The organism is Plantibacter sp. ME-Dv--P-122b, from assembly GCF_030209375.1.
In the GTDB taxonomy this organism is placed as follows: domain Bacteria; phylum Actinomycetota; class Actinomycetes; order Actinomycetales; family Microbacteriaceae; genus Plantibacter.
In genome coordinates, this window is the sequence record NZ_JARVSC010000001.1 from 674,621 (window position 1) to 696,662 (window position 22,042).

A 22,042-nucleotide genomic window follows, 5' to 3' on the forward strand; every position below is an offset into this window, starting at 1 on the left:
ACATGTCGCAGGTACTGACCCAGGATCGGATCACCATCGTCACCGGGACGGTGACGCAGGAGGAGGCCATCCGCCGCGCTGCCGACGCCCTCGAAGCGGCCGGCGCCGTGACCGACGAGTACTTTGAGGCCATGCTCGCCCGCGAGCAGTCCGTGTCGACCTACATGGGCAACCTCCTCGCGATCCCGCACGGGACGAACGACGCGAAGGAGGCGGTCCGCGATTCCGCCCTGTCGTTCACCCGCTACGAGACCCCGATCGACTGGGACGGCGACGAGGTCCGCTTCGTCGTCGGCATCGCCGGCAAGGACGGCGGGCACATGGAGATCCTCTCCAAGATCGCCATCATCTTCTCCGAGGACGACGAGGTCGCCAAGCTGCTCGCCGCCGAGACGCCTGAGGAGCTCTACGCGCTCCTGAGCGAGGTCAACGAGTGATGCGAGCCGTCCACTTCGGCGCCGGCAACATCGGGCGCGGCTTCGTCGGCCTGCTCCTCCACGAGGGCGGCTACGAGGTCGTCTTCGCGGACGTCAACGCCGAGCTCATCGATGCGATCGCCGCGGCCGACAGCTACACGGTGCACGAGGTGGGCGACGGCGCGAAGGACACGGTCGTCACCGGGTTCCGCGCGATCAACAGCGCCACCGACGAGGAGGCCCTCGTCCAGGAGATCGCCACCGCCGACGTGGTGACCACCGCCGTCGGGCCGACCATCCTGCGCTTCGTCGCTCCGGTCATCGCTCGGGGGATCGCCGCCCGTCCGGCCGGCGCCGCTCCGCTCGCCGTCATGGCCTGCGAGAACGCGATCAACGCCACCGACCTCCTCGCCACCGAGGTGCGCCAGGCGGTCGGCGACGAGGCCTGGGCATCGCTGTCGTCCCGGGCCGTGTTCGCGAACACGGCCGTGGACCGCATCGTCCCGGGCCAGCCCGCCGGACAGGGCATCGACGTGACCGTCGAGACCTTCTACGAATGGGCGATCGAGACCCCGGCGTTCAACGGCTCGCTGCCGTCGATCCCCGGTGCCCACTTCGTCGAGGAGCTCGCGCCGTACATCGAGCGGAAGCTCTTCACCGTGAACACCGGCCACGCATGCGTCGCCTACTTCGGCGCGCGTGCCGGTATCGGGACCATCGCCGAAGCGCTCGCCGAGCCGTCCATCGCCGCAGCCGTCGGCGCGGTACTGGAGGAGACCTCCGCGCTGCTCGTCGCCAAGCACGGACTCGACGTCGACGCGCAACGCGAGTACCGCGAGACGATCCTCCGTCGCTTCGCGAACGTGCACCTGCCCGACACCGTGGAGCGCGTCGGTCGGCAGCCGCTGCGCAAGCTCAGCCGGACCGAGCGGTTCATCGGACCCGCTGCGGAGCTCGCCGAGCGCAGGATGGCCCACGACGCACTCGTGTCGGCCATCGGTGCCGCGCTCGACTTCGACGTCGCCGACGACGAGCAGAGTGTCCAGCTGCAGGCGAAGCTCCACGAGCTCGCACCGGGCACCTTCGTCGAGGAGGTCACCGGGCTCGCTCCCGAGCACCCGCTCGCTCCCGCGGTGCTCGCGCAGGTCGTCGCCCGACAGGCCTCGCTCGCGTAACGCCCTTCGACAGGCTCAGGGACCGGACTCCTCCGGACCCTGAGCCTGTCGCCGTTTCCGAAGCCTGTTCCGGTCCCTGAGCCAGCCTCCGGTCCCTGGCCGCCCCTCATTCCGGTCCCTGAGCCTGTCGAAGGGCCTCAGAACATCTTGCCGGGGTTGAGGAGGTTCTCGGGGTCGAAGAGCCGCTTGATCCCGTGCTGGAGCGCGAGCTGATCCTCGCCGAGCTCGTCGCCGAGCCACCGCTTCTTGAGCAGGCCGATGCCGTGCTCGCCGGTGAGGGTGCCGCCGAGGCGCAGCGCGGTGGTGAAGAGGTCGTCGGCGGCCTGCCAGATGAGGTCGGGTACCTCGACACCCTCGAAGACGAAGTTCGGGTGGAGGTTGCCGTCGCCCGCGTGCGCGACCGTGGGGATGGAGATGCCGTACCGGCGCTCGATCTCGCCGATCGCCGTGAACATCGCCGCCAACTGGCTGCGGGGGACCGACACGTCTTCGATGAGCGGGGTGCCGAACTGCTCGAGCGAGGGATGCAGGGCGCGGCGGACGGCCAACAGATGCTCACCCGTCGCGTGGTCGGTGGACATCTCGGCACGCCCGCCACCGGCGTGGAGCACCTCGAGGATCGCGGCGGCCTCCGCCTCGGCGTTCGGGCCGTCGGTCTGGATCACGACGTGCGCCTCGCCGCTCGTCGGGGTCGGCAGCTGCAGGTAGCGGTGCACGGCGACGAGCGCGACGGGGTCGAGCAGTTCCATGATCGACGGCTGGACACCGGATGCGGTGACGGCGGCGGTGGCCTCTGCTGCCGAGACCACGCTCGGGAAGTACCCGGCGATGGTCGCGACGGTGCCCGGCGTCACGCGCCGGATGCGGACGGTCGCCTCGACGATGACGCCGAGGACGCCCTCGGAGCCGACCATGAGACTCGTGAGGTCGAGGCCGGTGACCCCCTTCACGCTCCGGTGCCCGACGCTGATGAGCCGTCCGTCGGCCAGGACGACCTTGAGCGCGAGCACGGCGTCGCGCGTCACGCCGTACTTGGCGCAGAGCAGGCCGCCGGCACCGGTCGCGATGTTCCCACCGACGGTCGAGATCGCGCGGCTCGCCGGGTCGGGCGCGAACCAGAGCCCCCTGGCGAGCAGGAGGTCGTTGAAGGCGCCGTTGATGAGGCCCGGTTCTACCACCGCGAGGAGGTCGGGTTCGTTGATCTCCAGCACGCGTTGCATCTGGAGCGTCGACAGGACGATCTCACCCGCGCCGCCGAGCGCGCCGCCCGCCAGTCCGGTACCGGCGCCGCGCGTCACGACCGGCGTTCCGGTCGCCGTGGCGATCCGCATGACCGTCTGGACGTCTTCGATGGAACGCGCGGCGACGACGGCGATGGGTGGGGCGTCGGACACGTGACCGGACTTGTCGGACCGCGCGTCCGCGAGGACGGCGTCCGTCGTCGAGACCGCGTCGCCGAGGGCGTCACGGAGGGCGTCGAGGACGGTCTGCGTCGTCATCGCGGCAGGGCTGATCCGTCGGCCCAGACCGCCTGGACGTTCCACTGGTGGTCGAGGAGGACGGCGTCCGCGGCGTATCCCGGAGCCAGTCGTCCGAAGCGGTCGGCGAGGCCGAGGACACGGGCGGGGGTGCTCGTGAGGGCACCGACAGCCGCGTCCGCCGCCACACCGCTCGCGACGGCGAGTCGGAGCGCCCGGTCGAGCGTCAGCGTGGAGCCGGCGATCGAGTCGCCTTCCACGAGGCGAGCGAGGCCGTCCGTCACCTGCACCTCGAGCGCTCCCAGGAGGTAACGACCGTCCGATGACCCGGCTGCGGCCATCGCATCGGTGATGAGTGCGACGCGACCCGGCGCCTGCTCGAAGGCGAGCTTCGCGACGTCGGGGTGCACGTGTTCGCCGTCGAGGATGAGCTCGACCGTGATCCGCTCGTCGGCGAAGGAGGCGATGATCGGTCCGGGCGCGCGGTGGTGGATCCCGTTCATCGCGTTGAAGACGTGGGTGACGAGTCGGGCGCCGAGGTCGAACGCCGTCTTCGTCAGGGCCTCGTCGGCGTCGGTGTGACCCACCGCGACGATGACGCCGGCCTCGACGAGGACCTGGATCGCCTCGAGGGCGTTCGGCAGCTCGGGGGCGATCGTGATCTGCCGCAGCGTGCCGCGGCTCGCGTCGATGAGACGTTCGACGACCGCCGGGCTCGGGTCGATGAGCGCACCGGGGTCGTGCGCGCCCTTCTTGGCCGGTGAGAGGAACGGGCCTTCGAGATGGGCTCCGAGGACCAGGGGATCCTCGGCGACGAGGTCGGCGATGCCCTCGAGGCTCGCGACGAGGGCGTCCACCGGGTTCGAGACGAGACTGATGAGCGTCCTCGTGGTCCCGTGTGCCCGGTGGACCGCGAGCGCGCGTCCGATGGCTTCGCGTCCGTCGTCGAAGGACGAACCGCCACCACCGTGGACGTGGAGGTCGATGAACCCCGGCGTGAGGTGGCCGCCGTGTGCGTCGTGGACGGATGCGCCGTCGCCGACGGGGATGGACCGCCAGTCGTCGCCGGTGCCGGTGGAGCGGATGACGCCGTCGACCGCGTGCAGCCAGAAGGCGTCCTGGTGGCCGTCGACGTCGACCTTGGTGGCGGAGTGGATCAGGAGCTCGGTCATGCGAGCTGCTTCCGGCCGCGGACGACACCACTGGCGACGGCGACCACGGCGAAGACGGCCGCGATGACCGGCTGCCCGAGGTGCAACCAGGCGAGCGCCGCCGCCGCGAAGATCAGGAGCTCCACGACCGCCTGGCCGTAGACGTCGATGCGGATCACGGCGCGCGGCGAGAGGAACAGCGCCCAGAGGATGATGGCCACGACCGGGGCGGCGATCCCGACGACCACGTTCAGCGGGAACGGCCACACCGCGACGCCCCAGAAGCCGAGCGAGAAGAAGGCGAAGAGTTCGAGGAAGAACCGCAGGATCTCGTTGGGGCCGATCTTCACGTCGGCGGGAGTTCGTTCAGACACCACACGATTCTACGGCGCGTGGCCGCGAGCCCGCTCCGGGTCAGCGGAAGATGATCGTGCGCGCACCGTCGAGGAGGACGCGGTCCTCGGCGAACCACTTCACCGCCTGGGTGAGGGTGCGGCTCTCCTCGTCCTGACCGATGGCGACGAGCTCCGCGGGGGAGCGGGAGTGGTCCACGCGGACGACGTTCTGCTCGATGATCGGTCCCTCGTCGAGGTCGCTCGTCACGAAGTGGGCCGTCGCACCGATGAGCTTGACGCCGCGCGCATGCGCCTGCTTGTACGGGTTCGCGCCCTTGAAACCGGGCAGGAAGGAGTGGTGGATGTTGATGGCGCGACCGGCGAGGCGCTCGCAGAGCTCGGGGGAGAGGATCTGCATGTACCTGGCGAGGACGACGAGCTCGATGTCGTGCTCCTCGACGGCCTCGACGACCCTGGCCTCGAACGCCGCCTTCGATGCGGCGTCCGTCACGGGCAGCGCCTCGAAGGGCACGCCGTAGAAGGAGGCGAGATCGCGGAGCGAACCGTGGTTGCTGAGCACGAGGGGGATCTCGACCGGGAGCTGGCCGGCCCGCTGGCGGAAGAGGAGGTCGTTGACGCAGTGTGCCGCCGTCGAAGCCAGGACGAGCGTCCGGAGCGGACGACCGACGACGTCGAGCCGCCACTGGAGGGCGTATCGCTCGACGACGGGTGCGATGGCCGCCTCGAACCGATCGCGCGAGACCGCCGCCTCGACCTGGAGCCGCATGAAGAACCGTCCGGTGTCATCGCTCGAGAACTGCTGGCTCTCGGTGATGTTGCCGTCGGCCTCGACGATCGCACCGCTGATCGCGTGCACGATACCGGGCCGGTCCTCGCAGATGATCGAGAGCACCCAGTGGACGGAGCGCTCGTGCGTGGTCGATGGCACAGCGGAGGGATCGGTCGAGTTCGTCACCGACTCAGGTTACCGGGACCCGGCGGTTCAAGCCGCAGGGACGGACCGCTCGTCGACGAGGTCGGCGTGGGACGACTGCCGCAGGTACGACCGCACCGTCTCGCGGCTCTGCCGCAGGCAGTCGATGCGGGCGTCGATCGAGGCGATCTGCGCGTGGAGCGACTCGGCCGTCGCGCGGGAGCAGTCGGGCACGGCACGCGAGGTGCGTGCGTCGTCGAGATCGAGGACCACGCGCACGAGACGGGTCGTGAGCCCCGCGTCGAACAGGTTGTCGACCGTGACGACGTGGTCGATCGCGGACGGTTCGTACTCGTCGGGCGCGTGCGACGCGCGCACGGGCGCCAGGAGTCCCTCCTCCTCGTAGGAGCGGAGCCGGGTGGCCGGGACACCCGTTCGTTCAGCGAGTTCTGCAATGCGCATGAGCGGCCTCTCTGTCACCTTCACGTCAGCTGCAACGTCGGATCGAGCCCTCCGCATTCCCACCCTCGGGTAGACTCGTCCGCGGTCGCCGGATGTCGGTTGACCCTGGGCGCGCACATCAGCGCGTAGACGAACTCGTCCGCCACGTCAGCCGACGAGTGAACGCCATCGTTGGAGCAATCCGATGACCTCCTCTTCGCCCTCCTCGGCGCGCGCCGCCGAACCCGCCAAGTCCTCGTCGCCGCCGCCGTTCCCCTGGGTCGGCCTGATCGCGCTCGCGGCGGGCACCTTCCTCTCCGTCACCGGCGAGATGATCCCGACCGGCCTGCTGCCGGAGATGAGCACCTCGCTCGGCGTGACCGAGTCGCAGATCGGGCTCCTCGTCAGTGTGTTCGCGTTCACAGTGGTGCTGTCGAGCACGGCGCTCATCCACCTCACCAGGCGTGTCCCGCGACACGCGCTGCTCGTGGCCGTCATCGTCGTCCTCGGCGTCAGCACCGGTCTCGGCGCACTCGCCCCGAACTACGAGCTCCTCGTCGCCACCCGGGTGCTCGGCGGGCTCGCCCATGGTGTCTTCTGGGCGGTCGTCGGCGCGTACGCCGGTCACCTGGTCCCGAAGGAACAGCTCGCCCGTGCCGTGTCCGTGACGATCGCCGGTGGCACGCTCGCCTTCGTCCTCGGCGTCCCGCTCAGCACCGCGCTCGGGCACGCGCTCGGCTGGCGCCTCGCGTTCGGCGTCCTCGCCGCGGCCATGCTCCTCGGCGCCCTCGTCGTGTGGTGGAAGCTGCCGCCCGTCGGCCGGGAGGAGTCGCACGCGGCCGCCTCGGGTGCCACGGGTCGGGACCCGAGCATCGTCCCGGTCGCGATCGTCTGCATCGCGGTCGGCGTCATCATGGCGGGCCACTACGCGTTCTACACCTACATCGCGCCGTTCCTCATCGGCGAGGTCGGTGTCCCGGCCGACCAGCTCAGCATCCTTCTCCTCGTCTACGGCGTCGCGGGCGCGATCGGCCTCATCCTCACCGGCAGCGTCTTCGCGAGGCGCGCGACCACGGGGCTGTTCGTCGCCCTGGCTGTGTCTGCAGCCATGGTGAGCGTCCTCGCCCTCTCGGCAGGGTTGCTTCCGGGCGCGCTCGTCGCGTTCTTCCTCTGGGGGACGGCCTTCGGCATGCTCCCGCCGCTCATGCAGACGCGCCTCCTGCACGCGGCGAGCCCGCGCATCCGCGACACCGCGAACGCGTTCTACACGACGGCGTTCAACACGGGAATCGGTGGCGGTTCGGCGCTCGGCGCGTTGCTCCTCGCCGAGATCGGTCTCGGCGTGCTCCCGTGGGTGTACGTGTGCCTGGCCGTGGTCGCGACCTCGCTCCTCGCGGCGGACGTGCTGCGCACCCGTCGGCGCGAGTCCGTCTGATCGAGCCCGACCCCGTACGGTCGCGCTGACCGGGCGCGCTCACGGTGCCGCGGGTGCGTCCGTCGTCGGCACCGGTGAGGTGTCTGCACCATCGGTCGGCGCGATGACGTCGGGTGCGGTCTCCACCGGCGTCTCCGTCGCGGGTTCCGGCTCGGTCGGACTCGGCGCGTCCGTCTCCGGCGCGGGGTCCGCTTCGGTCGGGGCCTGCTCGTCGATGGGGTCGACGACGTCTTGAACCGGGACCGGAGCGGGAACCGCGTCCGGTGCGGTGTCCGGAATCGCGTCGGGGAGCGGCACCGCCACCGCATCGGCGGCGGCCTCGGTGCTCAGGAGCCCGGTGAGCGAGAGGTACTCGACGGAGGTCGTCGGCCCCATGCGAGACGGGTCGGACGGGTCGACGCTCCAGACGCTGAGCTCGTGGAACCCGATGGCCACGGCGGCGGGGGTGAGCGTCGCTCGACCACTGGCGTCGAGCGCGATGCGCTGCTCGTCGCCACCGTCGAGGGTGTATCCCACCGCGCCGCTCGAAGCACCGACGACCACGATCGGAGCGTCCGGCTCGAGGACCTGGAACGACAGGATCGTCTCGAATCCGGAGATCGAGGGTCCGTTGATCGTCATATCGGCGGGTTCCGCGGACACGGTGACCTGGTCACCGATGGTCTGGCGCACGGTCAGGGCGAAGGTCCCGGTCCGGTCGAGGACGACCGGTCCTGTCGACCAGGTACCGGGCACAGGAGCAGCGGCGACCGATGACCGCTGCACGCCCCCCGCCACGACCGTCGAAGCGACGACCACGTCGCCGTCGAGGATGTCGATGGTGGCTCCGGCCGCTCCGGTGCCACTGAATGTGGGCCACAGGTACCCGCCGCCGGAGTCGGCGACCATGGTCGCCGCCGGGAAGTCCTCGGGGTCCGTCGGATCGACGGGGTCCACCGGGTCGACGGGATCGACCGGGGAAACGACGATCGGTGCCGTCGGTGACGGGGCCTGCGGGTCGGCGGCCGGAGGCGGCGTGGCGCCCTGGACGGGTGTCGGCCGCGGAGTGGGCACCGGTCCCGAGGGTGTCGGGGTCGTCGGCGCGGACGGCGACGTCGTCGGACCCGTGGTCGGAGTCGCGCCCGGAGTCGGCACCGCGATCGGCTCGCTGGTCTCGCCGGCGGAGACGGAGTTCGCCGAGTCGGCTCCGGGCGGGAACACCACCGGCCCGAGCACGAGCGCTGCGGCGGTCACCGCCGCGACGACACCGACGCCGACCGCGGCGATGATCCCGCCGGAGAGACCCGCCGTCGCAGCACCCACGACGCCCGCACCCGACGCGACGCCGGCAGCCGACGCCGCACCACTGGAACCGGCTGCACCGGAAGCCGCTGCTCCGCCGCCGGCCGCCACCGAGGTGCTCAGGTGCGCCGTCAGAGCGACCCCACCGGTGACGCCGGCCGGCATCGCGGCGACCGCGGTCGTCGACGCGCCGTTCGTCTGCAACCACGCGGTGTAGCCGGCCGCACCGGCGGCGCCTGCGACGAGGGGGAGGAGGACGAGCGCCATGCGCGAGCCGACCTCCTTCGCCTCAGCGGCCACGATGGTGCACCGCTGACAGCCGTCCAGGTGCGTCTCGACCTTGGCCGTGTCCCGGGCGGACAGGTTCCCCCGCGCGTATGAGCCGAGCCTGCTGATCGTGAAGGCGTGCTCCGAGTCGTCGTCGACGGCCTGCAGGTGCGCCTGGATCCACGCTTCGCGCAGGCCCTCGCGTGCTCGGTAGGCGAGCGCGGCCACCGAGTTGGCCTTCATCCCGAGGAGCGGCGCGACCTCCGCAGGCGTCATCGCCTCGATCTCCGTGTACCAGAGCACCTCCTGCCACCGGGTCGGCAGGCTTCGGAACGCTCGGGCACTCAGGCTGCGGTCGAGGGCCTCGATCGAGGACGCCTCGTTCGTGTCCGGGTCCTCGAAGGAGTCCAGGGTGTCGAGTGAGGTCTCCCGACGCGACCGGCCCCATGCGGCCGCCGTGTTCCGGATGGTGGTGAACAGGTACGGGCGGAAGGCGCCGGTGGGTCCCTTCCCACGGCGGACCGCCTGATAGATGCGGGCGAAGGATTCCGAGACGAGGTCGTCGGGATCGAGGCTCGAGGTGACGGACCGAGCGACGGTCCGTCCGGCGTTCGAGTGCCGTCGCCACAGCTCCGCGTAGGCGTCCTGCGAGCCCGTGCGGGTGTGCTCGATGAGCTCGGCATCCGATCGCTCGGCGAGCGATGAAGCCGGGGATGTGTCCAGGCTCATGATGCCTCCGTCTGCGAGCTGCGCACTACCGGGCACCGTGCCCGCTCAAGAGAGCCGGGTGAAGCGGGATCATGACGCCGATTCCTCATCTTGGCACGATGCGTCTCGCGGACCGTCGCTGGCGCCGAGGAAGATCCGTTTCGATTGTTCTGGGAAACCGCGTCATCACCTGCTCGGGATGCACTCTCTCAGGATGAACAGCAGGATTCCCGGCGACGGGGACCCGGCTGGGTCGTCCTCGGACGGCCACGATGCGCGCCACGGCCGGTGTGCATCGGGCAACGGACCCGAAACGTTGCAGATCTCGACGGGAGGGGGCGCCTTCGTGCGTACCCGTCGACAGGCCGGGAGTGGTGCTCGGGGGCGAGCATCGCTTCCGGCCGCCTTTCCGACCGTCGCTCGGATCAGTCGAGCCAGCTGACCTCGGGGGAGCGGTGGAAGGCGATGCCCGCGGCCGACCAGCCCTGAGCAAGCTCTGCCAGCCGAACCCGGAAGTCGCTCCAGTCCGGTGCCCGTCGCTCCGACCAACCGATCTCCGCGATGGAGGCGACCCGAGGGAAGACCAGGAATTCGAGCGTCTGCACGTCGGCCACGGTCTCCGTCCAGAGCGGGCCCTCGACGCCGAGGATGTCCTGCTCGCCGACGCCTTCGACGATCTCGGTCGGCTCCCAGACGGCGGAGCGTTCGACACTCGTGGGGCCGTCCGCCCAGGTGAGGCCGGCCGTCGCGACGTCGGGGTACTGCATGTCGAGGTAGGCGGCGTCGGCCGGGGACATGATGACCTGTCCGCCCTGATCGACGAACGAGCGCAGCTTGTCGGCGTGACCGTCCTCGGGGGAGACGTAGTTCCAGTACTGGCCGACGGTGCCGGGGGCGAGGTCGCGTGACGCGCCGAACTCGTGCCAGGCGATGGCGGTCTTCCCGGTCGTGGCGACCAGCTCGGAGACCCGACGGGCGAAGTGGAGGAAGTCCTCCTGAGTGGTGGCGAGCGCTTCGTCGCCGCCCAGGTGGAGGTAGGGGCCCGGGGTCATCGCGGCGAGCTGGGTGAAGACGTCGTCGAGGAACGCGTAGGTGGACTCGGCACGGATGTCGAGGCTCGAGAAGCCGACCTCCGTGCCGGTGTACGGCTCGCGGGCGATGCCGTCCGGGTTGAGTTCCGGGTACGCGGCCAGCGCCGCATTCGTGTGTCCGGGGACGTCGATCTCGGGGACGATCGTGACGCGGCGATCGGCGGCGTACTCGATGATCGCCCGGTAGTCGTCGGCGCTGTACGAGCCGCCCGTACCACCACCGACGGCGGTCGCCGCACCGATCCCGGTGAGCTCCGGCCACCCGGCGATCTCGAGGCGCCACCCCTGGTCGTCGGTGAGGTGCAGATGCAGGTGGTTGAGCTTGAGTGCGGCGATCTGGTCGATGAACCGCTGCACCTGCGCGACCGTGAAGAAGTGCCTCGCGACGTCGAGCATCGCGCCGCGGTAGGCGAAGCGCGGAGCATCGTCGATGACGGTCGCGGTGATGGTCCAGTCCTGTGCGCCGGCCGTCGGTGCCCAGTTGGCCGGCGGGAGGAGCTGCCTGAGCGTCTGCGTGCCGTGGTGGACCCCGTCGGCGTCCGCGCCGACGATCTCGACACCGGAGGCCGCGGCGGTCAATCGATAGGCCCCGCTCGTCGTCGACAGGCTGGGGTCGATCGACAGCGTGATGACCGTACCCGCGGAGTCCACGACCTCGTCCGTGCCGGTCGTCTCGACCGGGAGGGCGAACCCCGTCGAGGTGCGCAGGGCGTCGGCGAGGATCAGAGCTGTGGTCGCAACCGACGGGTCGGTACGGATCGCCGACTCCGCCGACAACCGGAACGGGGGACCGGAGGCGTCGGTGGTCTGCGAGACGGGGCGGGGCAGCAGGCTCATGGGCGGTTCCTTCGGCGTCGGCGACGCGGGATCGTGGGGCTGGAACGGGGTTTGTTCGGAGGGTGAACAAGCGTCGGGCCATCCTGACACACCGGCCCCCACCGCTGCCCGGCCGCTCCACAGGACGGTGCGCGTCGGGCGTCCCGTTGCTATGCTGCTAGCAGTCGCAACTGGCGTATAGACGGAGTTCCGCTCCGCCTCAGATGGTTCACCATCGGGGAGCGACCCTGCACCTTGAAGACAAGGGCGGATTCGGCCGCACGCCTGGGCCGAAACGGCACATCACCGACATCCGTTCTGTCACAAAAGGGAGCCAGTCTTGTCCGACACCTTCAACGCGCCACTCTCCGAGGTCGATCCCGAGATCGCAGCGGTCCTCGAGCAGGAGCTCGGTCGCCAGCGCAACACCCTCGAGATGATCGCGAGCGAGAACTTCGTGCCCGTCTCCGTCCTGCAGTCGCAGGGCAGCGTCCTCACCAACAAGTACGCCGAGGGCTACCCGGGTCGTCGCTACTACGGCGGCTGCGAGTTCGTCGACATCGCCGAGTCCCTCGCGATCGAGCGGGCCAAGAGCCTCTTCGGTGCCGCGTACGCGAACGTCCAGCCGCACTCGGGCGCCACGGCCAACGCCGCGGTCCTCTCGGCGATCGCCACCCCCGGCGACACCATCCTCGGCCTCGAGCTCGCCCACGGCGGTCACCTCACCCACGGCATGAAGCTCAACTTCTCCGGCAAGCTCTACAACGCCGTCTCCTACGGCGTCGACCCCGAGACCTTCCTCGTCGACATGGACGTCGTCCGCGACAAGGCGCTCGAGCACAAGCCGCAGGTCATCATCGCCGGTTGGTCCGCCTACCCGCGCCAGCTCGACTTCGCCGCGTTCCGCGCGATCGCCGACGAGGTCGGCGCGAAGCTCTGGGTCGACATGGCGCACTTCGCCGGCCTCGTCGCCGCCGGTGTCCACCCGTCGCCCGTGCCGTTCGCCGACGTCGTGTCGTCCACCGTGCACAAGACCATCGGCGGCCCGCGCTCCGGCTTCATCGTGAGCCGCGACATGGAGCTCGCCAAGAAGCTCAACTCGAACGTGTTCCCCGGCCAGCAGGGCGGACCGCTCATGCACGTCATCGCCGCCAAGGCGACGGCGTTCAAGCTCGCCGCCACGGCGGAGTTCAAGGACCGCCAGGAGCGCACGCTCCGCGGCGCCAAGCTCCTCGCCGAGGCGCTCACCTCCGAGGCGTCGAAGGCCGCCGGTATCGACGTCCTCACCGGTGGCACCGACGTGCACCTCGTGCTCGCCGACCTCCGCACCTCCGAACTCGACGGCCAGCAGGCCGAAGACCTCCTCCACGAGGTCGGCATCACGGTCAACCGCAACTCGGTGCCGTTCGACCCGCGCCCGCCGATGGTCACCTCCGGTCTGCGGATCGGTACCCCGGCACTCGCGACGCGTGGCTTCGGCGACACCGAGTTCGCCGAGGTCGCCGACATCATCGCCCTCGCGCTGCGCAACGGTGCCGAGGCCGGAGCCCTCCGGGAGCGCGTCACGGCGCTCGCCGAGCGCTTCCCGCTCTACCCCGGCCTCCAGCAGTAGGGCGCGGGCGCATGACCGCACAGATCCTCGACGGCAAGGCCACTGCCGCCGCCATCAAGTCCGAACTCGCGATCGAGGTGGCTGCGCTCAAGGAGCGCGGCATCTCGGTCGGGCTGGGCACCGTCCTCGTCGGGTCCGACCCGGGTTCGCAGTGGTACGTCGCCGGGAAGCACCGCGACTGTGCCGAGGTCGGCATGGAGTCGATCCGACGCGACCTGCCCGAGACGGTCTCGCAGGAGGAGCTCGAGGCCGTCCTCGACGAGCTCAACGCCGACGAGAGCTGCACCGGCTACATCGTGCAGCTGCCGTTGCCGAAGCACATCGACACCGACGCGATCCTCGAGCGCATCGATCCCGAGAAGGACGCCGACGGGCTCCACCCGACCAACCTCGGTCGTCTCGTGCTCAACGTGAACCGCCCGATCCACACGCCGCTGCCGTGCACGCCGAAGGGCGTCATCGAGCTGGTGGAACGTCACGGGATCAGCTGGGCGGGCAAGCACGTCGTCGTCGTGGGCCGCGGGGTCACCGTCGGTCGCGCGATCGGCCCGCTGCTCACCCGTCGTGAATACAACGCGACGGTCACGCTGACGCACACCGGGACGGTCGGACTCGACGACATCCTCCGCACCGCCGACGTGATCGTCGCCGCGGCGGGCGTCCCCGGGATCGTCACGCGTGACGCCGTGAAGCCTGGCGTCATCGTCCTCGACGTCGGTGTGAGCCGTGAGACCGACCCGGAGACCGGCAAGTCCCGGGTCGTCGGCGATGTCGCCCCGGACGTGGCCGAGGTCGCCTCGTGGATCAGCCCGAACCCCGGCGGTGTCGGCCCCATGACGAGAGTCGGACTCCTCGCCAACGTCGTCCGCATGGCCACCCCCTAACCCAGCCCGCGAACTGTCACTCGACGCTAGTCCGGCGCCCCGCGACTAGCCGGAAGTGACAGTTCGCGAGCCAGGGCGGTGAGGATGGGCGACGGGTCCGTCAGGTGCGAGCGATTCACCCGGATGACCCGCCAGCCCGCTGCCATGACGCGGTCGAGGCGATCGATGTCGTGGAAGATCTGCCGTTCATCCGCGAAGTGCGTGCCGCCGTCGTATTCGACGAGGACCCGCTGTTCGGGATACACCAGGTCGCCCAAGGCCAGAAAGCGTCCGTGGGTGTCCGAGATCACCTCGTTGACGAGCGGTTCCGGAAGGCCCGCGCGGACGATCAGCAGGCGCAATGCGGTCTCCATCGGCGAATCCGTCCGCGGCCGCATCATCGAGAACGCGAGCCGCAGACGTTTCGCGCCGCGACGGCCGTTCATCCGCGCCAGCCCGCGGACGATCTGCTGCTCCGAGGCCAGTGGTCGCTTCCGGCGGAGCAGCACGTCGCCGGCGATCACCAGGTCGTCCAAGGGGAGTCGGGTTCCGAGCTGACACCAGGCGTCGACGGCGGTCAGCACCGGCAGTCCCTCGACGACGACCACCTCCCAGTGGTCGCCGTCGAGTTGATGCCCGCGCACGCCCGCTCCTCGAGGCGCGCGTGCCGGCGCGATGGAGGCGACATCGAGTGGTGCCTCATGTTCCCAGGTGGGCACGGGGAGGCCGTGCAAGGCCGCCGCGCTCACGTGGCTGAAGAACTGCCCATCGTGCAGGAGCGGGGCATAGGCGCGACAGCGTCCAGGGACGTCCGTGGGCTGGTCGAGCGGTGCCCGGACGCCTCGGTGCGGCGTGGCGAGGTCGCGCGCTCGTAGCCGCGATCGAGGCACGCCGAGTTCGTCGGCGTCGGCCATGGAGAACGGCTGCTTGCTGAGTTCGAGGGGGAGGGGACGTCGGCGGACCATCCCACCACGGTGCCGATTGTGACGTCTCGACGTCGGAAGTTCTCCACACCCTGCCCGCGAACTGTCACTCGACGCTAGTCCGAGCGGCCAGGACTATCCGGAATTGACAGTTCGCGGGCAGGGAGGGGAAGGTCAGGATTCTCGGGTGGCGCCGGCGGCGGGGCGGACGGGGAAGATGGTCGGGGCGGTGAAGGAGGCCTCGGCGAACGCCGCCGTGACCGCCTCGGCCACGGCCGACGCCAGGGCGACGGGGACCAGGGCGATCGCCGCACCACCGAAGCCACCACCGGTCATGCGCGAACCGATGGCACCCGCCGCCATCGACGTCTCGACGGCCAGGTCGAGTTCCGGCACCGAGATCTCGAAATCGTCCCGCATCGACGCGTGCGAGGCCACGAGCAGCTCACCGATCGACGTCGGGCCGTGCTCGCGCAGGGTCCGCACGGTGTCGAGGACGCGTTGGTTCTCGGTCACGACGTGACGGACGCGACGGAAGGTCTCGTCGTCGAGCAGCGCACGAGCGCGGTCGAGGTCGCCGACCGTGACGTCGCGGAGCGAGTCGGCGCCGAGGGCCGCGGCACCGGCCTCGCAGGAGGCTCGACGTGCGGCGTACCCGCCCGAGACGTGGGCATGCTCGACGCGCGTGTCGATGACGAGCAGCTCGAGGTCGTGCTCCTCGAAGCCGAGGGGGATGACGTCGGTCTCGAGCGAGCGGCAGTCGAGGAAGACGCCGCAGTCACGCTGGCCGAGGAGCGACGCCGACTGGTCCATGATGCCGGTCGGCGCACCGACCGCTCGGTTCTCGGCGAGCTGGCAGATCTTCGCGAGCGTCCGGCGGTCGTGGTCGAGGTGCCAGATCTCGGTGAGTGCGACGGCGACCGAGGCCTCGATGGCAGCGGAGGAGGAGAGGCCTGCCCCGACCGGGACGTCGGAGTCGATGTAGATGTCGACCCCGGGCACCTCCTGCAAGGGAGCCCCGAACTGGCCGAGCGCCCACGCGACCCCGAGCGGGTAGGCGGACCAGCCGTGCAAGGCGTCGGGATCGAGCGCGCGCACCGAGACCTCGACGATCTCGGGTGAGAAGCTGCTCGACACCCGGATGCGGTCGTCGTCGCGACGCCGGACGGCTGCGACGGTGCGGCGGTCGATCGCCATCGGGAACACGAAGCCGTCGTTGTAGTCGGTGTGCTCGCCGATGATGTTCACGCGGCCGGGCGCGGTCCAGAGGCCGTGCGGTTCGCTGCCGAAGGCGTTCTCGAATCCGCTCGTGGCGGTGCGCTGCAGGTCGGTCATACGGGGTTCTCCTCGTCGGCTGCGGCGATCGCGGCGCGCAGGGCGGTGGCGGTTGTCTCGGGAGGGACGTCGCCGATCCAGGCGCCCATGGCCGCCTCGGAGCCGGCCAGGTACTTCAAGCGGTCGGCTCCACGACGCGGGGAGGTGAGCTGCAGGTGGAGTCGGAGCTCATCGCGGTGGACGCGGGTCGGTGCCTGGTGCCAGGCGGCGATGTACGGGGTCGGGGTGTCGTACAGTGCGTCGACGCCGCGCAGCAGCCGCAGGTAGAGGACGGCGAGTTCGTCCCGTTCCTCGAGCGAGGTCGCGGCGAAGTCGGGCACGTGCCGGTGGGGGAGCAGGTGTACCTCGATGGGCCAGCGCGCCGCGAACGGGACGAACGCCGTCCAGTGCTCGCCGGCGAGGACGACGCGCTCGTCAGCCTGCTCCGCGGCGAGGATGTCGGCGAAGAGTCCGGGACCGTATGCCTCGCTCGCGGCGATGAGTCGCTGCGTGCGCGGGGTCACGTAGGGGTAGGAGTAGATCTGTCCGTGCGGGTGGTGGAGGGTGACACCGATCTGCTCGCCACGGTTCTCGAAGGGGAACACCTGCTGGATCGAGTCGATCTGCGACAGCGCGTGCGTCCGGCGGGCCCACGCCTCGATCACCGTGCGCGCCCGGGTGCGGGACAGCGAACCGAAGGAACCGGTGCTCGACGGGCTGAAGCTCACGACCTCGCATCGCCCGACCGAGGTGCGCGTCCGGCCGATCCCGATCGTCTCGAGGTCGGCGAGATCGACCGGGGCGTTCTCGTCTTCGAGCAGCGGTCCGAAGGACGGCGACTTGTTCTCGAAGACCGCGACGTCGTACTGGTCGGGGATCTCGGAGGGGTTCGAGGGGCTCGCGGGCGCGAGCGGGTCGAGGTTCGCGGGTGGCAGCATCACGCGGTTCTGGCGGGCGGCGGCGATCGAGATCCACTCACCCGTCAGCGGGTCCTGGCGCATGGACGCGGTCGGTGGTCGTGGCGCGAGCTCGCGTGCGTCGGGCAGGCGCTCCGCGGGTAGCGTCGTGTCGACATCGTCGAAGTAGATGAGTTCGCGACCGTCGGCGAGGCGCTGGGTCGAGCTCGCGATCGCCGGGTCGATGACGAAGGTGTCGTCGAGTGGGGGCATGGGGATCCTCAGAACGGGTTGTCGAAAGGAAACGTACAACGTTTCGCCTTGAAAAGTATAGGCAAGTCAGCGAAGATTCAAGCATGTCCGACGACGAGCCGATGCAGTTGCCCGCCCCACTGCGACGCGACCGCATCCGCGAGCTCCTCGATGAGCGCGGCTTCGTGCGCGTCGCCGACATCTCCGACGACTTCGGCGTCTCCCGGGTGACCGCCCGGACGGACCTCGACACCCTCGTCGACCAGGGCGACGCCGTCCGCGTGCACGGTGGCGCGATGCCCGTCCAGGGACGCGGCGCCGTCGAGTCGCCGATCGAACTCGCGACCGCGACCTCGGCGCATGCGAAGCAGCGGATCGGTGAGGCGGCGGCCGCGATGGTGCGCTCCGGTCAGAGCGTGATCGTCGACGTCGGCAGCACCGGCCTCGCCCTCGCCCGCGCGCTCAAGGCTCGCCGCGACCTCGCCGACGTCGTGGTCATCACGAACGGCCTGACCATCGCGCTCGAACTCGAGTCGGAGATCCCGAGGTTCTCGGTGATCGTCACTGGTGGATCGCTTCGGCCGCTCCAGCATTCGCTCGTCGATCCGCTCGCCGGTTCGCTGCTCGGCCAGGTCCACGCCGATCTCGCCTTCATCGGGTGCAATGGTGTCGACGCAGGCCATGGCGTGACCAACGTCAACCTGCCCGAGGCCGAGGTGAAGGCCAGGATGGTTCGCGCCGCCGAGCGGGTGGTCGTGGTCGCCGATGCCTCGAAGCTCGGTGTGCGGCAGCTCGGCCGGATCGCCGGGCTCGAGGCCTTCGACGCCCTCCTGACCGACGACGGCGCCGCGCCCGAGACCGTCGCGCTCCTCCGGGACGCGGGACTCGCGGTGACGCTGGTCCCACTCGGCGACTGACCTCGCGCCGCGTCCCGCCGCCCCGCGCCGCGTCCCAGCACTCGCGCGCCGGCGGCCTGTTGCGGCAGCATGGTCGCATGACTGATCGAGCGCATCCGGCCGTGTCCATCGTCGAGCAGACGCTGCGTGATCGCGGGGCTCAGGGCGAGGTCACCTGGCTCGACGATGCTGCACGAACGGCAGCGCTCGCAGCGGAGGCCTTGGGGATCGAGGTCGGGGCGATCGCGAACTCCCTCGTGTTCACGCTCGACGGCGAGCCGACGCTGATCCTCACGAGCGGCGCCCACCGTGTCGACACCGCCTGGGTCGGCGAGCGGCTCGGTGGACGGCTGAAGCGTGCTGACGCCGAGGTCGTCAAGGCGGCGACGGGTCAGGTGATCGGTGGTGTCGCGCCAGTCGGTCACCCGGAACCGATCCGCACCTATGTGGACGAGGCGCTCGCCGCCTACCCGGAGGTCTGGGCCGCAGCCGGCCACGCGCACACGGTGTTCCCGACGACCTTCGAGGAGCTGGTGCGGGTGACCGGCGGGCAGGTCATCGCGGTGGAGCCGCCGACGGATCCTGCGGGGTCGTCGGCAGCTGCGTCGGCGTAGCCATCGGAGCGGCCATGGCGAGCGGCAGCGTCCCCTGCTGCTTCGTCACCCGGCTCGGCGGCAGCGGAGCCGTCGCGGTCACGCCGTTCCGGCGTCCCCACCAGGTGCTCACGACGGCTGCGGCGACGCAGAGCGCCATCGGGATGAGCATGAACGGTCCGCCGGCGCCCTCGCCCCGTTCGAAGACCTGGTCGGTCTGCGACATGAGCGCCGTGGGGACGAGGAGGAGGACGTTGTTCGTCGCGTGGACGAGCACCGGAGCCTCAAGGCCACCGGTGCCGCGGGCGGCGAAGGACATCGAGGCGCCGAACACGAAGTAGTAGGCGATGAGCCAGGGGTCGCCTGCGAAATGGACCGAGGCGAAGACCGCGCCGGAGACGACCGCGCCGACGAGGAACGCGGTGATCGGTCGACTGAACCAGGATCCGACGGAACGCTGGATGAGGCCGCGTGCCCCGTACTCCTCGCCGGCCGACTGCAGCGGCGTTGTGAGGATCACGATGGCGAGCATCGCGATCATGGTGCCGTCGACGACGATGGGCTCGAGCGGGGAGAGCAGGACGGACGCGCCGACGTACACGATCCACACCGGGACGATGATGAGCGCGAGGCGGCCGAACCAGCGCCAACGGAAGCGCCCTTCCACCGACGACAGCCATCGCGGCCGGACGCCGAAGATCGCCCACTGGATGAGCATCGACACCGGGATGAGCGCGGCGAGCGACAGGTTGTTCGCGAGCATCGTCACGGGTGTCAGCGTCATGAGACCGTTCGCGACGTCGTCGAGCGTGTACGCCCCGGTGGCGACGTCCACGATGAGCGCGATGCCGCCGAGCACGATCGAGAGGATCAGGAACCCGACGACGAGCAGGAGGAGTGCGAGGGCTCCGCGCCACCATGCGGGTGCGGTGCGCAGGGCGTGGTCGTACGTCGCGAGCTGCGGCGACGGCGCGACCGGACCGACGTGCGTCGAGGCCGGTGTCGTCGAGGGGAATGGCGAAGGCGTCTGCGGGTGCTGTCCAGGATTCGTCATGCTGCCAGGGTAGGCAGCCGTCGCGGCAGGACGCGTCCCCCGAGCGATGGACGACGAGCGACGGATAGCCCGTGATCGGCCTGGTCCCGAACGCGCGACGGTGGGAGACTGCCAGGTATGGCCGGACACCGCATCTTCACGACGAGCTTCGCCAGCGTGTACCCGCTCTACGTCGCGAAGGCGCAGCGGAAGGGACACACGAAGGCCGAGGTCGACCAGGTCATCACCTGGCTCACGGGCTACGACGACGCCGCGATCGAGCGGGTGCTCGCCGACGGCACGGACTTCGAGACCTTCTTCGCGGAAGCGCCGGCGATGCACCCCAACGCGTCGCTCATCACGGGTCTCATCTGCGGCATCCGGGTCGAGGAGGTCGAGGATCCCCTCATGCAGCGCGTCCGTCAGCTCGACAAGCTCGTGGACGAGGTCGCCAAGGGGAAGAAGATGACGTCGATCCTCCGCGCCTCCGCCTGACCGTCGACCGGGTGACCCGCCGATGACGCAGACGGCCGCCGCGCGAGTGCGCGACGGCCGTGCGCTCGGAACCCGGTTGGATCAGTGCGCGAGCACCGGTTCCGCGGACGCCTCCGGGGCATGGTGCAAAGCGAGTCCCTGGTTGCGTCGGCGGAACAGCAGTGCCGCCGTCACGGCGCCGACCGCGAAGAACCCGGCACCCCAGAAGTAGGCGGTCTGATAACTCTGGATCGCGGCCTGTGCCAGCACCTCGGGAGTGGGCGGCGCGTTGTCGGTCACGTAGGCCGTGGCGGCGCTCGCCGCGAGGGTGTTGAGGAGCGCCACACCGATCGAACCGCCGACCTGCTGGCTCGTGTTCACCGTCGCCGACGCGACCCCGGCGAACGCCCGGTCGACACCGAGCGTCGCCGTCTGCATCGAGGCGGGCATGATCGATCCCATCGCGAAGCCGAGGACCATGAGCGCGGGCATGACGTTGCCGACGTAGGAGCTGTCGAGGTCGAGTCGGGTGAGGAGGAGCATGCCGATCGCCCCGAGCGTCATGCCGAACGGCACCATGACCTTCGGCCCGAAGCGCGGGACGAGGAGGTTGGTCCCCAGCTGTGCGGCGAGCACGAGCATCGCGATCATCGGGAGGAAGGCGAAGCCCGTCTGCTGCGGTGAGTAGCCGAGCGAGGCCTGCAGGTAGTAGGTCACGAAGAGGAAGATGCCGAACATCCCGGCTCCGGCGATCATGACCGAGATGAACGCGGCGCCGCGGTTGCGGTCGAGGATGATCGACAACGGGAGGAGCGGGTGTGCGGCCCGACGCTGCCAGAGGACGAACACGACGAGGAGCACGGCTGCCGCGGCCAGGAAGGCCCAGCTGAGCGGCGAGTCCCAGCCGTCGGTCTCGGCATTTGCGAAGCCGTACACGAGGCTGAACAGCGCGCCCGAGACGAGGACGGTGCCCGGAACGTCGAGCTTGGGGCGGGGGCCGGTCGTCTTCGGGGTGGTGATGAAGAGGACGGCTCCGACGATGGCGATCACGGCGATCACGACGTTGATGTACAGGTTCCAGCGCCAGTCGAACTGCTCGGTGAGGAACCCGCCGAGGAGGAGACCGACCGCGCCACCCGCGCCGGCGATCGCACCGAAGACGCCGAACGCGCGAGCGCGCTCCTTCGGGATCGTGAAGGTGGTCGTGAGCATCGCGAGTGCGGTCGGTGCGAGGAGGGCGGCGAAGACGCCCTGCAGTGCCCGCGCGGCGACGAGGGTGCCAAACGAGTCCGCGGCGCCTCCGAGGGCCGAGGCGATCGCGAACCCGACGAGCCCGATGATGAACGCCCGCTTCCGCCCCATGAGGTCGGACAGGCGTCCGCCGAGCAGCAGCAGGCTGCCGAAGGCGAGGGAGTAGGCGGTGACGATCCACTGGCGGTCGCCGTCGGAGAACCCGAGGTCGGCCTGGGCGGCGGGCATCGCGATGTTCACAACCGTGGCGTCGAGTACGACCATGAGCTGGGCGAGGCCGACGGTGACGAGCGTCCACCACCGGCGAGAGGAGACGGCCGGGGTTCCGGCAGTACTGTTCGAAGTCATGACCAGGAGCATATACGGAACCGAACAGTTTCGAAACCAAACAGTTCCAGAACTATGAA

The 22,042-nt window shown here is 70.1% G+C and carries 20 protein-coding genes and 1 riboswitch; of the genes, 8 read left to right on the forward strand and 12 right to left on the reverse strand.

Going from position 1 to position 22,042, the window contains the following annotated elements; translation table 11 throughout:
- Positions 1-2: 2 nt before the first annotated feature.
- Together QRN19_RS03215 and QRN19_RS03220 are read left to right on the forward strand one after the other, a co-directional pair.
- Positions 3-437: a PTS mannitol transporter subunit IIA gene (locus QRN19_RS03215; RefSeq protein WP_064296632.1), complete on the forward strand. Its 435-nt coding sequence runs from the start codon at positions 3-5 to the stop codon at positions 435-437.
- Positions 437-1,591, forward strand: coding sequence for a mannitol-1-phosphate 5-dehydrogenase (locus QRN19_RS03220; protein ID WP_285025201.1), 1,155 nt, complete (start codon positions 437-439; stop codon positions 1,589-1,591). Before QRN19_RS03215 ends, QRN19_RS03220 begins: the two co-directional genes overlap by 1 nt.
- Positions 1,592-1,728: 137 nt before the next feature.
- Here QRN19_RS03220 and QRN19_RS03225 read toward each other — a convergent pair whose 3' ends face one another.
- The 5 genes from QRN19_RS03225 to QRN19_RS03245 are packed head-to-tail and all read right to left on the reverse strand — an operon-like array spanning position 1,729 to position 5,951.
- Positions 1,729-3,090, reverse strand: a complete 1,362-nt coding sequence (locus QRN19_RS03225; RefSeq protein ID WP_285025202.1) for an FAD-binding oxidoreductase — start codon at positions 3,088-3,090, stop codon at positions 1,729-1,731.
- The gene (gene nagA, locus QRN19_RS03230) at positions 3,087-4,241 is read right to left on the reverse strand and encodes an N-acetylglucosamine-6-phosphate deacetylase (RefSeq protein ID WP_285025204.1); all 1,155 of its coding nucleotides are present in this window, start codon (positions 4,239-4,241) and stop codon (positions 3,087-3,089) included. The genes QRN19_RS03225 and nagA overlap by 4 nt, the downstream gene beginning before the upstream one ends.
- Entirely contained in the window at positions 4,238-4,594 is a 357-nt protein-coding gene (locus QRN19_RS03235; RefSeq protein ID WP_285025206.1) for a YrdB family protein, read from the reverse strand. The genes nagA and QRN19_RS03235 overlap by 4 nt, the downstream gene beginning before the upstream one ends.
- 40 nt (positions 4,595-4,634) lie before the next feature.
- Complete coding sequence (gene purU, locus QRN19_RS03240; RefSeq protein ID WP_370281774.1) at positions 4,635-5,531, reverse strand: formyltetrahydrofolate deformylase; 897 nt, start codon at positions 5,529-5,531, stop codon at positions 4,635-4,637.
- 27 nt (positions 5,532-5,558) lie between these two features.
- Positions 5,559-5,951 (reverse strand): MerR family transcriptional regulator, encoded by a 393-nt coding sequence (locus QRN19_RS03245; RefSeq protein WP_064296627.1) that lies wholly within the window; start codon positions 5,949-5,951, stop codon positions 5,559-5,561.
- Positions 5,952-6,135: 184 nt separating this feature from the next.
- Between QRN19_RS03245 and QRN19_RS03250 the strand changes: the two genes are divergently transcribed.
- A complete protein-coding gene (locus tag QRN19_RS03250) occupies positions 6,136-7,365 on the forward strand; it encodes an MFS transporter (protein ID WP_285025207.1) in 1,230 nt (409 codons plus the stop codon).
- A 39-nt stretch (positions 7,366-7,404) separates the two neighbouring features.
- On the opposite strand, the gene QRN19_RS03255 is transcribed toward QRN19_RS03250, so the two are convergent.
- Both QRN19_RS03255 and QRN19_RS03260 read right to left on the reverse strand, forming a co-directional pair.
- Complete coding sequence (locus tag QRN19_RS03255) at positions 7,405-9,642, reverse strand: sigma-70 family RNA polymerase sigma factor (protein WP_285025209.1); 2,238 nt, start codon at positions 9,640-9,642, stop codon at positions 7,405-7,407.
- Between the two features lie 404 nt (positions 9,643-10,046).
- A complete protein-coding gene (locus QRN19_RS03260; RefSeq protein WP_285025210.1) occupies positions 10,047-11,549 on the reverse strand; it encodes a beta-N-acetylhexosaminidase in 1,503 nt (500 codons plus the stop codon).
- 158 nt (positions 11,550-11,707) lie between these two features.
- A riboswitch (ZMP/ZTP riboswitch) is annotated at positions 11,708-11,826 on the forward strand.
- A 42-nt stretch (positions 11,827-11,868) separates the two neighbouring features.
- Here QRN19_RS03260 and glyA point away from each other — a divergent pair.
- Together glyA and QRN19_RS03270 are read left to right on the forward strand one after the other, a co-directional pair.
- On the forward strand, positions 11,869-13,140 hold the full coding sequence (glyA, locus tag QRN19_RS03265) for a serine hydroxymethyltransferase (RefSeq protein ID WP_064296623.1): 1,272 nt from the start codon (positions 11,869-11,871) through the stop codon (positions 13,138-13,140).
- Between the two features lie 11 nt (positions 13,141-13,151).
- On the forward strand, positions 13,152-14,024 hold the full coding sequence (locus QRN19_RS03270) for a bifunctional methylenetetrahydrofolate dehydrogenase/methenyltetrahydrofolate cyclohydrolase (RefSeq protein ID WP_071259424.1): 873 nt from the start codon (positions 13,152-13,154) through the stop codon (positions 14,022-14,024).
- A gap of 26 nt (positions 14,025-14,050) precedes the next feature.
- Here QRN19_RS03270 and QRN19_RS03275 read toward each other — a convergent pair whose 3' ends face one another.
- The 3 genes from QRN19_RS03275 to galT all read right to left on the reverse strand — a co-directional run bounded on the left by QRN19_RS03275 (position 14,051) and on the right by galT (position 17,409).
- Positions 14,051-14,968, reverse strand: a complete 918-nt coding sequence (locus QRN19_RS03275; RefSeq protein WP_285025211.1) for a hypothetical protein — start codon at positions 14,966-14,968, stop codon at positions 14,051-14,053.
- A 132-nt stretch (positions 14,969-15,100) separates the two neighbouring features.
- Positions 15,101-16,261 (reverse strand): galactokinase, encoded by a 1,161-nt coding sequence (gene galK, locus QRN19_RS03280; RefSeq protein WP_285025212.1) that lies wholly within the window; start codon positions 16,259-16,261, stop codon positions 15,101-15,103.
- Positions 16,258-17,409: a galactose-1-phosphate uridylyltransferase gene (galT, locus tag QRN19_RS03285; protein WP_086474413.1), complete on the reverse strand. Its 1,152-nt coding sequence runs from the start codon at positions 17,407-17,409 to the stop codon at positions 16,258-16,260. The genes galK and galT overlap by 4 nt, the downstream gene beginning before the upstream one ends.
- Before the next feature lie 83 nt (positions 17,410-17,492).
- On the opposite strand from galT, the gene QRN19_RS03290 reads away from it, so the two are divergent.
- Entirely contained in the window at positions 17,493-18,305 is an 813-nt protein-coding gene (locus QRN19_RS03290) for a DeoR/GlpR family DNA-binding transcription regulator (protein WP_285025213.1), read from the forward strand.
- Positions 18,306-18,382: 77 nt separating this feature from the next.
- Positions 18,383-18,898: a YbaK/EbsC family protein gene (locus tag QRN19_RS03295; RefSeq protein WP_285025214.1), complete on the forward strand. Its 516-nt coding sequence runs from the start codon at positions 18,383-18,385 to the stop codon at positions 18,896-18,898.
- Here QRN19_RS03295 and QRN19_RS03300 read toward each other — a convergent pair.
- Positions 18,840-19,931, reverse strand: a complete 1,092-nt coding sequence (locus tag QRN19_RS03300) for a CPBP family intramembrane glutamic endopeptidase (RefSeq protein WP_285025215.1) — start codon at positions 19,929-19,931, stop codon at positions 18,840-18,842. The genes QRN19_RS03295 and QRN19_RS03300 overlap by 59 nt on opposite strands.
- Positions 19,932-20,048: 117 nt before the next feature.
- Between QRN19_RS03300 and QRN19_RS03305 the strand changes: the two genes are divergently transcribed.
- Complete coding sequence (locus tag QRN19_RS03305) at positions 20,049-20,405, forward strand: DUF2200 domain-containing protein (protein WP_285025216.1); 357 nt, start codon at positions 20,049-20,051, stop codon at positions 20,403-20,405.
- Positions 20,406-20,486: 81 nt separating this feature from the next.
- On the opposite strand, the gene QRN19_RS03310 is transcribed toward QRN19_RS03305, so the two are convergent.
- Positions 20,487-21,983 (reverse strand): MFS transporter, encoded by a 1,497-nt coding sequence (locus QRN19_RS03310; protein WP_285025217.1) that lies wholly within the window; start codon positions 21,981-21,983, stop codon positions 20,487-20,489.
- Positions 21,984-22,042 lie beyond the last annotated feature (59 nt).

Excerpts from the sequence above, each read along its gene's own strand:
- QRN19_RS03295 (WP_285025214.1), top strand. The coding sequence starts at position 18,383 with ATGACTGATCGAGCGCATCCGGCCGTGTCCATCGTCGAGCAGACGCTG.
- nagA (WP_285025204.1), bottom strand. The coding sequence starts at position 4,241 with ATGACCGAGCTCCTGATCCACTCCGCCACCAAGGTCGACGTCGACGGC.
- galT (WP_086474413.1), bottom strand. The coding sequence starts at position 17,409 with ATGCCCCCACTCGACGACACCTTCGTCATCGACCCGGCGATCGCGAGC.
- QRN19_RS03305 (WP_285025216.1), top strand. The coding sequence starts at position 20,049 with ATGGCCGGACACCGCATCTTCACGACGAGCTTCGCCAGCGTGTACCCG.
- galK (WP_285025212.1), bottom strand. The coding sequence starts at position 16,261 with ATGACCGACCTGCAGCGCACCGCCACGAGCGGATTCGAGAACGCCTTC.
- QRN19_RS03270 (WP_071259424.1), top strand. The coding sequence starts at position 13,152 with ATGACCGCACAGATCCTCGACGGCAAGGCCACTGCCGCCGCCATCAAG.
- QRN19_RS03255 (WP_285025209.1), bottom strand. The coding sequence starts at position 9,642 with ATGAGCCTGGACACATCCCCGGCTTCATCGCTCGCCGAGCGATCGGAT.
- QRN19_RS03215 (WP_064296632.1), top strand. The coding sequence starts at position 3 with ATGTCGCAGGTACTGACCCAGGATCGGATCACCATCGTCACCGGGACG.
- QRN19_RS03310 (WP_285025217.1), bottom strand. The coding sequence starts at position 21,983 with ATGACTTCGAACAGTACTGCCGGAACCCCGGCCGTCTCCTCTCGCCGG.
- QRN19_RS03220 (WP_285025201.1), top strand. The coding sequence starts at position 437 with ATGCGAGCCGTCCACTTCGGCGCCGGCAACATCGGGCGCGGCTTCGTC.
- QRN19_RS03260 (WP_285025210.1), bottom strand. The coding sequence starts at position 11,549 with ATGAGCCTGCTGCCCCGCCCCGTCTCGCAGACCACCGACGCCTCCGGT.
- QRN19_RS03300 (WP_285025215.1), bottom strand. The coding sequence starts at position 19,931 with ATGACGAATCCTGGACAGCACCCGCAGACGCCTTCGCCATTCCCCTCG.
- QRN19_RS03290 (WP_285025213.1), top strand. The coding sequence starts at position 17,493 with ATGTCCGACGACGAGCCGATGCAGTTGCCCGCCCCACTGCGACGCGAC.
- QRN19_RS03245 (WP_064296627.1), bottom strand. The coding sequence starts at position 5,951 with ATGCGCATTGCAGAACTCGCTGAACGAACGGGTGTCCCGGCCACCCGG.
- QRN19_RS03250 (WP_285025207.1), top strand. The coding sequence starts at position 6,136 with ATGACCTCCTCTTCGCCCTCCTCGGCGCGCGCCGCCGAACCCGCCAAG.
- QRN19_RS03275 (WP_285025211.1), bottom strand. The coding sequence starts at position 14,968 with ATGGTCCGCCGACGTCCCCTCCCCCTCGAACTCAGCAAGCAGCCGTTC.
- QRN19_RS03225 (WP_285025202.1), bottom strand. The coding sequence starts at position 3,090 with ATGACGACGCAGACCGTCCTCGACGCCCTCCGTGACGCCCTCGGCGAC.